This window comes from Pirellulales bacterium, assembly GCA_035499655.1.
Classification (GTDB): domain Bacteria; phylum Planctomycetota; class Planctomycetia; order Pirellulales; family JADZDJ01; genus DATJYL01.
On sequence record DATJYL010000066.1, the window covers coordinates 1 to 12,301 of the forward strand.

Genomic DNA, 12,301 nt, shown 5'->3' on the forward strand with positions numbered 1-12,301 from the left:
ATCCGCGAGGTCGTCACCGAAGGGCAGCGCGAAGGGCTCATTGAAGAGGATGCCCGCGAAATGATCGAAAGCGTGATCGCGCTGGGCGAAGTGATGGTGTCGGAAATTATGACACCGCGGACCGACATGGCGTCGCTGCCCATCGACCTCTGTTGGGACGAAGCGCTGCAGCAAGTCATAGCGTCAGGGCACACCCGGCTGCCGGTGTATGGCGAAAGCCGCGACAACGTGGTGGGCATTTTGCACATAAAAGATATGCTGCACGAGTTGGCCCGCGGCCCCCGCGCCCCGCATCGCTCCATTTCCGATTTACTACGGCCGCCGTTTTTTGTGCCGGAAAGCAAGGCCGTTGACGACTTGCTGCAGGAATTTCAACGCAGCCGCAATCACATTGCCGTGGTGATGGACGAATTCGGCGGCGTTTCGGGCCTGGTGACCATTGAAGACGTGTTGGAGGAAATTGTCGGCGAGATTTCCGACGAGCACGACGACGCGGGCGAGGGCATCAAGCCCATCGACGAGCATCATTGCGAAGCGCTGGCCCGGGTCCACATCAGTGAAATCAACGAGCAATTAGGCCTGCACCTGCCGGAAGATGAGCATTTTGACACCATTGGCGGCTTCGTGTTTCATCAATTGGGCCGCATTCCGCACGTGGGCGAAGAATTAATTTACGACGGCGTTAAAATAAAAGTGCTCGAAGCCGCCCGCCGCCGGATTCACCGCGTGGCGATTGAAGTGCTGCCGCCGGCGGAAACCCCTTCGGACGAAGCAACGAGCGAAACCGCCGAGCAAGCCGAATCGTAATTTTGGCACCGTGTTCGTCCCTTGCCTTTCGTCCCTCGATCCTCGTCCCTGCCGTCATGTCTTCCGAAAAAGCCACTGCGCTGGTGCTGAAAGTGGTCGAATTCAGCGAGACCAGCGCGGTCGTGACAGCATTCACCCGTGAATTTGGCAAAATACAGGCTTTGGCTAAGGGTGCGCGCAGGCCGAAAGGCCCGTTCGAATCCTCCCTTGACCTATTGGCCCTGTGTCGCATAGTGTTCCTCCGCAAATCGTCCGAGGCACTCGACCTGCTGACAGAAGCCAAACTGGAGCGGCGATTCCGTCCGCCTGGCAGTAACTTGTCGTGTCTGTACGCAGGTTATTACGTTGCCGAATTGCTGAGCGAATTAACCGACGACTACGATCCCCATCCGGCGCTGTTCGATCTGGCGGAGCAAACTCTGCTGGCGTTGTCGCGGGGTGAAGCGGTATCGAACGTGGTTTTGCGCTGGGAGCTGGCGGCGCTAAACGTGCTGGGACATTTGCCGTCGTTGGAAACCTGCGTTGAATGCGGCGCGGCGGTTCGCGGGACAGATCGAGTTGCGTTCGGTTTGCTGGCCGGCGGCGTTTTGTGCCAGAAGTGTCGGACCGGCAAGCGACAGGTGGTTACGGTGCACGGTGGAACCGTCCAGGCGATGGCGCGGCTGGCCGATTTGCAAACGGAAAGTTGGAAACAATTGGAGTTGGATGCCCGCACCCGCGGCGAGTTGCGCGGGCTGATGAACAACTACCTGGCGCATTTGCTGGGGCACCGACCGCGCATGCACAAATACCTGACGGCGTGAATGACGAATGTCTAAGCTCGAATGATCCGCCGCGGCGAAATAACCAATGACGAATGACCAATATCCAAGGATGGATGATGCCAGCTCTAGCGGGCCTGCGCTGGCAATATTTCGTCATTCGAAATTCGTGCTTCTTTCGACATCCGACCTTCGACATTCGACATTCTATCGCGTTGTTTGCTTATTTGCCGGATTGGCTCTGTCGCTGGCCGCAATTGGCTGCCGCGGCACGCCCATCGACGTGGCCAAGGGGCGGCCCCTTGATTCCGACATTCCCGACGACGTGAAATCGGACTATGACCAGCAGGAACCCACTGGTTGGGCCCGGCTGGCTCCGGAAAACGTCGGGAAAGAAATGAAAAAGGCCGTCGGTTTGGGCCCGAACCAAACAATTGCCCAAGGTTTTTTCGACGAGGGGGAAAAACTTTTTGTCGCCAAAGAATACGACAAGGCGGCGAAAAAATTCGCGTCGGCCGCCGACCGCTGGCCCAATTCCACCATGGAAGAAGACGCCATGTTTCTGGAGGCGGAAAGCTACTTCTTCGCCGATCGGTACTCTTACGCCGAAGACGAATACGGCGAACTGCTGAAGAAGTATCCCAACACGCGCCATCTCGATGCCACCACCGCCCGTGAATTCGCCATTGGCCGCTACTGGCAGCAAAAGGATGAGCAGTACCATCGCTGGACCCTGGTGGCAAATTGGACCGACCGCACCCAGCCGATGTTCGATACGGCGGGCCACTCTTCTAACTGCTTCGACAGCGTGCGGGTGAACGATCCACGCGGACCGCTGGCCGATGCCGCCGCCATGACCGAAGGAAACATTTTTTTCAAGGAGCATCGCTGGGAAGACGCGGACTACTACTACGGAATTGTCCGCACCGATTACCCCAAAAGCAAATATCAACTGCAAGCACATTTGTTGGGCGTGCAGTGCAAGCTGATGAAGTATCAAGGCCCGGGCTACAACAGCAAGCCGCTGGAAGAAGCCAATCAATTGATCGATCAAACCTTGGCGCAGTTTCCCAGCGAATTGGGCGACGAACGTGAACGGCTGGTCAAAGCCAAGGCCGAAGTGAAAGCCCAAATGGCCACCCGCGATATTCGCCTAGCCGAATACTGGGAAAAGGGAGATCACTACGGCGCGGCCCGCATTTATTACGCCCAGGTGCTTAAGGACTATCCGCAAACGCAATTTGCCGACGCGGCAAAAACCAAGTTGGCGGCCCTGGAAGGAAAACCGAACGAACCGCCCAGCCGGTTGGCGTTTTTGACCGATTGGGCAAAACCGAAAGATACCGCTGGAACCGGCGCGGGCCCGACGGGCAGTGGAGGCACCACGCTGGCACAACAAGGAACACAACCCGCCGCAGCCAATCCGGCCAGCGATGGCCAAACGCAGCAAGCACAAGCGCCGGGTTCAAATCCGGGAACGCGGTAAATTTCCATCCCGGCAGTGGCTCCCGCGAAAACAACCGGTGGGCAGCATGTGTGCAGAATTCAGTAAGCTGACGACGCGGCAGCGCGACCAGCGGTCGCGGCTTTATATCTTCTTCCGCCTTCTGCCTTGCGCCTTCTGCCTTCTGCTTTCCCTCGCTGGCTGCGCCACCTATCACTTTGGCAATGCGTCGTTGTTTCCGCCGGACATCAGCACGGTGTACGTGCCGATGGCCGAATCGCACAGCTTTCGTCCCGATTTAGGCGAGGCGCTGACCGAAGCCATCGATAAGCAAATCGAAAAAGAAACGCCATACCGGGTGGTCGGCACCCCGAACGCGGACAGCGTGCTGACGGTTAAACTGATTCAGGACACCAAGCGGGTGATCGACCTGAACAAATTCGACGAAGCCCGCGCTACCGAAGTTAATTACCAAGTGCAAGTCACGTGGATCAACCGGAAAGGGGACGTGATTTACAACGGGGTTGTCCCGCTGCCGCCGGAGTTTACATCGATTGGAGCGAGCCAGGCGTACATACCAGAATACGGGCAATCGTACAGCAGCAGCGAATACGCCGTGGTGCAAAAGCTGGCCAAGCAAGTCGTGGGGCTGATGGAACGGCCGTGGTGAGGGGAGGAATGAGGGTTCAGGGTTCAGGATTAGCGGGTCGATAGTCAGGAATCAAGAGTCAGGGCCACACACTGCTGAGCACCACGTATTTTGCTACCATGGTGGCATGCAGCCATCGTTCACAAATCGCGCCGCAGTGTGGCAACTTCGCACTCGCGTTTTGCAACTGCCGCACCACCCGCTGCTAATGGGGATTGTGAACGTGACGCCCGACAGTTTTTCCGACGGCGGGCAATTTCTCGACCCGCAAGCGGCCGTCGTCCACGCGCAGAATCTTGTGGAGGAAGGGGCCGATTTGCTGGACATCGGCGGGGAAAGCACCCGTCCCGGCGCCGAGGGCGTGAGTGAGCAACAGGAACTCGACCGCGTGCTGCCGGTGGTCGAAGCAGTGTGCAAATTTGCGAATGTTCCCGTTTCGATCGACACTTCCAAAGCGGCTGTGGCCCGCGCGGCAGTGGCAGCGGGCGCGGAAATTGTCAACGACGTGACCGCTTTGCGCGGCGATTTACAGATGCTGAATGTGATCCAAAAAACGGGGGCGGCCATCTGCGTGATGCACATGCAGGGGACGCCGCAAACGATGCAAGCAAATCCGCACTACGTAGATGTCGTCGAGGAAATCTTCGCGTTTTTGCATGGGGCGCGCGATCGACTTATTGCGGCCGACATTGACCCGGCGCGGATTTGCGTCGATCCCGGGATTGGCTTTGGTAAAACGCCGCAACATAATTTGGCTCTGCTGGCAAATTGTTGGCGGTTGCACGAGTTGGGCTGCCCTGTGCTCGTTGGCCATTCGCGTAAGAGCTTTCTGTCTTATCTGACTGGCAGTGAGGCCACGAATCGAACCGCAGCCGGTCTAGGCGTGTCGTGCGCTTTGGCCGCGCAAGGCGTACAAATTCTGCGCGTGCATGATGTGGCCGTTGTACGGCAAGCGTTAACGCTGTTCAACGCCATCGAATCGAATGCGAAATCTACGCCATAAACACTGTTTTACTGGCCCCTCCGACGTTGACTCTGCACGGGGTTTAAGAGATACTTTCAATGGTGCAAGCGGCTTTTTTTGCGAGTTGAGGCAGGATCGCAAGTTACATCACTTCAAGCACTTACCGTACGGCCGTTGAATTATGGCCATTGTCGAAAACATCGATTTGAAATCGTATTGCCTGGACGTGGCTCGGCGGGCCAAAGTCGCAGCCACGGAGTTGGCCCGCGCCACTGGGGCGCAAAAAATCGATTGGTTGCGCCGGTCCGCCAAAGCGCTGCGCCAGCGCTCGGCCGAAATTCTGGAAGCCAACCAGCACGACACTGCGGCCGCTCCCGGCTTCGGACTGACCGATGCGGAAATCGACCGCTTGAAACTGACTCCGGCCCGCATCGAAGGCATTGCGGCGGCGCTGGAGCAAATTGCCATGCTGCCTAACCCGGTGGGCGAAGTCATGGAATCGTCGGTCCGGCCCAACGGGCTGAAAGTTCTCAAAATGCGCGTACCGCTGGGGGTGGTTTTTTTCATTTATGAATCGCGCCCCAATGTCACGGCCGATGCCGCGGCCATTTGCGTCTATAGCGGCAATGCCGTAATTTTGCGCGGCGGGAAAGAAGCGGCGCACAGCAGCCAGGCGATTGTCGATCTGCTGCGCCAAGCGCTCGACGAGGTGGGCCTGCCGGCCGACGCCGTGCAAATGGTGAATACACCGGACCGAGAAGCGGTGGGGCATTTTCTGCGGCTGCACGAATACATCGACGTGGCCATTCCCCGCGGCGGCGAAAGCCTGATTCGCCGCGTGGCCGAAGAAGCCACCATGCCGGTTATCAAGCACTTCACCGGCAACTGCCACGTGTATGTCGATCGCGCGGCCGATTTGGACATGGCCGAGCGGATTACCATCAACGCCAAATGCCAGCGGATGGGCGTGTGCAACGCGGCGGAATCGCTGCTGGTGCATGCCGACGTGGCGGCGGAATTTTTGCCTCGCATTGGAGTTGCCTTGGCGCAAAAGGGTGTGGAAATTCGGGGCGACGCCAAGGTGCGCGAGTTTGTTCCCGCCGCTAAAACCGCCACCGAGGAAGATTACGCGGCGGAGTATTTGGGCCCGATTATTTCGGCCCGGGTGGTGTCATCGCTTGACGAGGCTGTGCGGCAAATCAATCACTACGGTTCGCATCACACCGACGCCATCATCACCGGCGATCTGGAGGCCGCCCAACAATTTACCGAAGAAGTTGACAGCTCGGCCGTGATGGTCAACGCCAGCACGCGCTTCAACGACGGCGGCGAATTCGGCCTGGGCGCGGAAATCGGCATCAGCACCGATAAATTTCACGCCCGGGGGCCGTGTGGTTTGAAGGAACTAACCAGCTATAAGTACGTAGTCTTGGGCGTAGGACAAGTGCGAGAGTAGGAGGCAGGGTTCCGGGTTCAGTATGACGGATTCACGTCCGGCTTCATCACTGAACCCTGCGCACTGAACCCTGTCCAGCGGCATGGAGGCCAACGATGAGCAAAGAAGTTCTCAGTCCGGCGGATGTGGAAAGGCTGCTTTACCCGGCGGAAGCGGACGGCAACGCCGACGCCAAAGCCGACATTACAGCCGCCCCCGCCGCAATTCCCTTTGCCGACGGCCATCCCCGCGAAGCGTTTGCCGCCTCCCATTCCAAACGCCCGGAGCTTTTCGGCCCGGAGCAACTGCGGGCCTTGCAAACGCTGCACGAGGGTTTCAGCCATAGTTACGGCGCGGCCCTGTCCGGCCTATTGCGCAGCACGGTGGACGTGAAGCTGGCGCGCATCGATCAACTCATTTCCAGCGATTTTATCCACGGCTTGGAAAATCCCACTTGCCTTAATGTGCTGAAAGCCGAGCCGCTGGACGGGCATTGGATGCTGGACATCAACCATTCGATTTTGTTTCCCATGATCGACCGTATGCTGGGCGGCGGGCGCGAACCCACGCCGCTGATCCGGCGGCCGCTGACGGAAATTGAACTGCGCTTGGCCGGCCGCATTACCGGGCTGTTTTTGGATGATTTTCGCCGGGCGTGGACGAGCCTGATTGAACTGCGCATGGCGGTCGAACGGGTCGAAAGTAATCCGCGGTTGGCGTCGATGGCATCACCCAATGAGGCGGTCGTGCGCTTCGGTTTCGAAATCACGCTGGGCGATTCCCGCGGCATGATGAGCCTATGCATGCCGCTGAGTGCAATCGAGCGGATTGGGCAACAACTGTCGTCGAACCCTTGGATGGCCAGTAACCACGGGGCCGTGCCGGATAGCATCGACTACAGCAACCAAGGCCCGCGTGGCGAATTGGTTCAACTGGTGGCCCAACTTGCCGATTCCAAAATCAACGCCGGCGACCTGATTGGCCTGCGCGTGGGAGACATCATCACGACGGAACATAGCGTCAATGCGCCGATTGTGATTAGTGTGGATGGAGCGCCCACATATCACGCCCGCTTGGGTGCTTTCCAAGGCCGCAAGGCCATTCGCATTGACGAAGCGCTAACATCGGATGCCCCTGCCGCGGCGACGGCCGCTGTAGCTGCGTCCAATCAGACGACAGAACCGACCGCCGCCCCGGTGAAAAAAAAATAACGTCTTTTGTCTCGCGGCGATTGTCGGCTAGAGCGCGTCTTGCGAACATGTAGCGGCCCCGGCGCGCCGGGGGCCCAGCCGCTGAGGACAGCGGCCACTACATCCGTGGCATCATGCTTGAATTCGGGAACGATTGGCTCGAGAGTAATTCAGCCACCGCGTGACGGCTTGCAGCAAAATGGTCGTCACGGCAGCCATCATAAAAATTGTCAGGGCGATGTTCAGCCCGCCTTTGATGAGCAATGCGTAATTGTGTTTGGCCCAGCCGTCGGCCCAATCGTTGTGAAAGCGGCCGCCGATGAGTTGATAGCCCGCCGTCATCGTGGTGGTGATGACAAACAGCATCGGCGCGATCGTGAGAATGGCATACTTCCCGCGGCCGGAGTTGATGATCCAGGTGGTGACCACGGTCAATGCAATCACGGACAGCAATTGGTTGGCGATGCCGAACATGGGCCAAATGGTGTCGATCGAGCCGGCCCAAATCAGCCCGCCCCATGCGGCCGTGACGGCGGCGGTGGCCAATACGGCGCCGGGCAACCAATCGGTTCGTTCGAACGGCTTCCAAATTTTCCCCAGCACTTCCTGCAGCATAAACCGGGCGATGCGCGTGCCGGCGTCAATCGTGGTAAGAATGAACAGCGCCTCGAACATAATGGCGAAGTGGTACCAGTATTTTTTCACGTCATCGAGGCTGATTGCATCGCCGGCCACGCGCCGCATGGCCTGCGTGAACACTTCCGACATGCCCACGGCCAGCGTCACCGCTCCGCCGGTGCGACCCCGGAGCGATTCGCCCCCCACCTGCTGTTCGATTTGCGGCAAGTTATCGTGATTGGCGCCCAGCGCGGCCAATTGCGTTGCAAATTGCGGGGCGCGGGCTAAATCGATGTTGATGGCCCAATAATCGCCCTGCGGCATTGAAGCGGCGGCAATTAACGCCACGACGCCCACCAAGCCTTCGATCAGCATCGATCCGTAACCGATGGTCCGCACGTGCGATTCCTTGGAGACCATTTTCGGCGTGGTTCCGGACGACACCAGGGCGTGAAATCCGGAAATCGCCCCACACATGATGCAAATAAAGCAAAACGGGAAGATCGCGCCGTTCAAGTTCGGCCCGCCGCCACTGGCAAATTGCGGATTAACGCTGGGCGCCTGCAATTGCGGATTGGCTACAATCACCGCCGTGACCAGCAGCGCCACCGTGCCGATTTTCAAAAAGCTGGACAAATAGTCGCGCGGACACAGCAACAACCACACCGGCAGCACCGAGGCGATAAAGCCATAACTGCACAGAGCGATAATAGTCTCTTCACGAGAGAGCGAAAAGAAACGTTCCCACGCCGAGCCGGGAATCCAATGGCCGGCTACCGTGACGCCAATTGTGGCCGCCGCGCCGATGATCGAGGCTTCCACAATTTTTCCGCGCCGCAGCTTATACATGTACAGGCCCACAAATAGCGCGATGGGAATGGTGCAGGCAATGGTGAATGTGCCCCACGAACTGCCCGGCACGGCCTGCGTAACACCGGCCGGCACAACCAACTTCCCCTCGGTCACAACCAGCGAAGAAGCTGCCGATTCACTGGCATCTGCAGATTTGGCGCGGGCAATTTTGAACGCTTCGCTGCGGGTCATGGCGGAGCCATCGGCGTATTGAATTTGCGTTCCCGGCGGAACCGTGGCGTAATCGCGCTGGTCGTCGCTGGTCGCTTCCAACTTTGCTCCGGGTTGCAGGGTGAAGACTGTTCCCGATGGCAAAATCACTTGTTCGCCACCAAGCGCTTTCACGACGATAAGGCCCAAACCCGCCAGGGCCACAACCACGACAAACAAAATCGTGATCGAGGCGGTGTTGCCCGCCACGCGGCCGATTTCGGTCCGGGCGATTTCCGCGAGCGATTTCCCTCCGTGCCGCACGCTAGCGGCCAGCACCAACATGTCTTGCACGGCGCCGGCCAGGCACACACCGACGACAATCCAAATCAAGCCGGGCAAGTAGCCGAATTGAATGGCCAGCACCGGCCCAATGAGCGGACCTGCGCCCGAGATGGCTGCAAAATGATGGCCGAACAGCACCCATTTGTTGGTCGGGTCGTAATTCTGTCCGTCGTACTGTGTGTGGGCGGGCGTGGGGCGCGAATCGTCCAGCGCGGCCACTTTCGCCGCCAGGAACTTGCTGTAAAAGCGGAACGCAATCGCCAGACAGCACAGCACCACAATCATCAGCGGCATGGCGTGCATGCAATCAACTTTCGTTCAGACTGAAGAATTCACCGCAGAGACGCGGAGACACAGAGAAAACGGCTCCTTCGAAAGAATAACCGACCCACTTGCCGGCGACAAGTTGAATGCCGGTGGACGCCTCGCCCGGTTGCCATATAATTGCGGGCTTGAATAATTTGATGACCTCTGTGCGTCTCAGCGTCTCAGCGGTTCAATGTAAACGAGGAGTTAACCCGTGGCGGAAAAAGTGGTGATTATCGGCAGTGGACCGGCCGCTTGGTCGGCGGCCATTTATGCGGCGCGGGCGGAACTGAAGCCGCTGGTGTTCGAAGGGGCCATAACGGAGGAAAATCGATTGGCCGGCACGCTGCCCTTGGGGCAATTGGCGCTGACGACCGAGGTGGAAAATTACGCGGGTTTTCCGGCCGGCGAGCTGCAGCATTTTCTGCACAGCGCGCTCGACCCGGAACGGCTGAAATATATGAACGTGCCGGAGGAAGAGCACGCCGTCACTGGGCCGGAACTGATGGAGCTGATGCGGCAGCAGGCGTTCAACTTTGGCACGCGGATTATCACAGACGATGTGGTGGAAGTCGATTTGCGAAATCACCCGTTTACTATTTACTCCGGCGAGGGGCGGCAGACGCACGCACAGTCGCTGATTATCGCCACCGGCGCGCGAGCCAATTATTTGGGCTTGCCGTCGGAGGAAAAGTTTAAAAACCGAGGCGTCAGCGCTTGCGCGGTGTGTGACGGAGCGCTGCCGCGCTTTCGCAACAAGCCGCTGGTAGTGATCGGCGGCGGCGATTCGGCGGTGGAGGAAGCCACGTATTTGACGAAGTACGCGTCGCAGGTGCTGATGGTTCATCGCCGCGACAAACTTCGAGCCAGCATGATTATGCAAGAACGTGCGCTGGGGAACAGCAAAATCAAAATGGTGTGGAATCACGAACTGGCGGAAGTTCTAGGCAACGACAAAGAAGGGGTTACCGGCGTGCGGCTAGCATGCACTGCCAAAGACCGCTGCGAAGCGATCGAACATGAAGTGCCCGCCAGCGGCGTGTTTCTGGCCATTGGCCACACGCCCAACACGGCATTTTTGAACGGCCAGGTGGCAACCAACGAAAAGGGTTACATCCAATGGACCACGCTGTTCCGCACGTACACTAGCGTCGATGGTGTGTTCGCCGCCGGCGACGTGGCCGACGATTACTACCGCCAGGCGATCACTTCGGCCGGCACCGGCTGCATGGCGGCCCTGGACGCAGAACGCTGGCTAGCGGGGAAAGGAATCCATTGAAAGCGATTGGCGGTCCATTTCAATCTGGAATTCTCAACTGACCACTGATCACTGACCACCGATCACTGCTCATCACGGAGGATCACATGGAAACCATCAGTGTGGCGGCGGCTCGAAAGGCGGAGGCCATTGGGCGGCAAGTGCGGTTGGGGGGCTGGGTTCGAACCCGGCGAGACAGCAAAGGGGGATTTTCGTTTCTGGAACTGAACGACGGCTCTTCGCAAGGCAACATTCAAATTGTCGCCGACGGCAAATTGGCCAATTACGAGAGCGAAATCAAGCATCTAACCGCCGGTTCCAGCGTGACGGTTGAGGGGGAAGTGAAGACCTCGCAAGGCAAGGGACAGGCCACGGAAGTGGCGGCCAGCAAGGTCATCGTGCATGGCGGGGCCGATGCGGAAACTTATCCGCTGCAGAAAAAGGGGCACTCGTTCGAGTTTCTGCGGACCATCGCTCATTTGCGGCCGCGCACCAATTCCTTCGGCGCGGTGGCCCGAGTGCGGAACCGTGTGAGCTGGGCCATTCATCAATTTTTCCAAGAACGGGGCTTCATTTATTTGCACACGCCGATTATTACGGCCAGCGATTGCGAAGGGGCCGGGGCGATGTTCAAAGTCACCACGCTCGATTTGAACAAGCTGCCGCGCAAAGAAGCGGCCGTCGATTACGCGCAAGATTTTTTCCAGCGCGCTGCCTTCCTGACCGTCAGCGGGCAACTGAACGGCGAGGCGTACGCCTGCGGACTGGGAAAAATCTACACGTTCGGGCCGACATTCCGCGCGGAAAACTCCAACACTTCGCGGCACCTGGCGGAATTCTGGATGGTGGAGCCGGAAATGGCGTTTTATGAACTGCCCGACAACATGCAACTGGCCGAAGCGTTCATCAAGCACATTCTGTCCGACGTGCTGCAAAACTGCCCGGAGGAAATGCAGTTTTTTCATGAGCGGATCGACAAAACCGTGCGGACCACGCTGGAACACATTGTGGCCAGCGAATTTGTGAGGCTGCCGTACACCGAGGCGGTGGAGCGACTGACGAAATCGAAGCAAACCTTCGAATACCCTGTGGCCTGGGGCAATGATTTGCAGGCCGAGCACGAACGCTGGCTCACCGAGCAGGAATTCAAAAGCCCGGTGATTTTGTTTGATTATCCGCGGAGCATCAAGCCGTTTTACATGCGCGTGAATGACGACGGCAAAACCGTGCGGGCGATGGATATTTTAGTGCCCGGCGTGGGGGAAATTATCGGCGGCAGCCAGCGCGAAGAACGGCTCGACGTGCTTCAGCAGCGAATGGCCGAGCAGGGGCTGAATCCGGAACCGTATTGGTGGTATCTCGATTTGCGGCGCTATGGCACGGTGCCGCATTCCGGATTTGGATTGGGACTGGAGCGCATTCTGCAATTCATCACGGGCATGGGAAACATCCGCGACGTGATTCCATTCCCGCGCACACCCGGCAGCGCCGATTTCTAAATGCGCGACTGAACGATTGAAAC

Annotated in this window: 10 protein-coding genes; 9 read left to right on the top strand and 1 reads right to left on the bottom strand. The window is 58.4% G+C overall.

The annotated features are described in order from the left end of the window. The 7 genes from VMJ32_04800 to VMJ32_04830 all read left to right on the top strand — a co-directional run. A partial coding sequence (locus VMJ32_04800; GenBank protein ID HTQ38321.1) for a hemolysin family protein occupies positions 1-807 on the top strand: 807 nt, incomplete at its 5' end. Between the two features lie 56 nt (positions 808-863). Next, positions 864-1,610, top strand: a complete 747-nt coding sequence (gene recO, locus VMJ32_04805; protein HTQ38322.1) for a DNA repair protein RecO — start codon at positions 864-866, stop codon at positions 1,608-1,610. Between the two features lie 127 nt (positions 1,611-1,737). Next, positions 1,738-3,054: an outer membrane protein assembly factor BamD gene (gene bamD / locus VMJ32_04810; GenBank protein HTQ38323.1), complete on the top strand. Its 1,317-nt coding sequence runs from the start codon at positions 1,738-1,740 to the stop codon at positions 3,052-3,054. A 46-nt stretch (positions 3,055-3,100) separates the two neighbouring features. Further along, on the top strand, positions 3,101-3,682 hold the full coding sequence (locus VMJ32_04815; GenBank protein HTQ38324.1) for an LptE family protein: 582 nt from the start codon (positions 3,101-3,103) through the stop codon (positions 3,680-3,682). Between the two features lie 106 nt (positions 3,683-3,788). Beyond that, the gene (gene folP / locus VMJ32_04820; protein HTQ38325.1) at positions 3,789-4,664 is read left to right on the top strand and encodes a dihydropteroate synthase; all 876 of its coding nucleotides are present in this window, start codon (positions 3,789-3,791) and stop codon (positions 4,662-4,664) included. Positions 4,665-4,806: 142 nt separating this feature from the next. Next, the gene (locus VMJ32_04825; GenBank protein HTQ38326.1) at positions 4,807-6,081 is read left to right on the top strand and encodes a glutamate-5-semialdehyde dehydrogenase; all 1,275 of its coding nucleotides are present in this window, start codon (positions 4,807-4,809) and stop codon (positions 6,079-6,081) included. 95 nt (positions 6,082-6,176) lie between these two features. Next, positions 6,177-7,271: a FliM/FliN family flagellar motor switch protein gene (locus VMJ32_04830; GenBank protein HTQ38327.1), complete on the top strand. Its 1,095-nt coding sequence runs from the start codon at positions 6,177-6,179 to the stop codon at positions 7,269-7,271. A 111-nt stretch (positions 7,272-7,382) separates the two neighbouring features. Here VMJ32_04830 and VMJ32_04835 read toward each other — a convergent pair whose 3' ends face one another. Beyond that, positions 7,383-9,518 carry a carbon starvation protein A gene (locus tag VMJ32_04835; GenBank protein ID HTQ38328.1) on the bottom strand — a complete coding sequence of 712 codons (2,136 nt, stop codon included), beginning with the start codon at positions 9,516-9,518 and terminating at the stop codon, positions 7,383-7,385. A gap of 217 nt (positions 9,519-9,735) precedes the next feature. Between VMJ32_04835 and VMJ32_04840 the strand changes: the two genes are divergently transcribed. Next, complete coding sequence (locus VMJ32_04840) at positions 9,736-10,800, top strand: FAD-dependent oxidoreductase (protein HTQ38329.1); 1,065 nt, start codon at positions 9,736-9,738, stop codon at positions 10,798-10,800. An 86-nt stretch (positions 10,801-10,886) separates the two neighbouring features. After that, positions 10,887-12,278 (top strand): asparagine--tRNA ligase, encoded by a 1,392-nt coding sequence (gene asnS / locus VMJ32_04845; protein HTQ38330.1) that lies wholly within the window; start codon positions 10,887-10,889, stop codon positions 12,276-12,278. The last annotated feature ends 23 nt before the right edge of the window (positions 12,279-12,301 follow it).

Excerpts from the sequence above, each read along its gene's own strand:
- VMJ32_04825 (HTQ38326.1), top strand. The coding sequence starts at position 4,807 with ATGGCCATTGTCGAAAACATCGATTTGAAATCGTATTGCCTGGACGTG.
- recO (HTQ38322.1), top strand. The coding sequence starts at position 864 with ATGTCTTCCGAAAAAGCCACTGCGCTGGTGCTGAAAGTGGTCGAATTC.
- asnS (HTQ38330.1), top strand. The coding sequence starts at position 10,887 with ATGGAAACCATCAGTGTGGCGGCGGCTCGAAAGGCGGAGGCCATTGGG.
- folP (HTQ38325.1), top strand. The coding sequence starts at position 3,789 with ATGCAGCCATCGTTCACAAATCGCGCCGCAGTGTGGCAACTTCGCACT.
- VMJ32_04815 (HTQ38324.1), top strand. The coding sequence starts at position 3,101 with ATGTGTGCAGAATTCAGTAAGCTGACGACGCGGCAGCGCGACCAGCGG.
- VMJ32_04835 (HTQ38328.1), bottom strand. The coding sequence starts at position 9,518 with ATGCACGCCATGCCGCTGATGATTGTGGTGCTGTGCTGTCTGGCGATT.
- VMJ32_04830 (HTQ38327.1), top strand. The coding sequence starts at position 6,177 with ATGAGCAAAGAAGTTCTCAGTCCGGCGGATGTGGAAAGGCTGCTTTAC.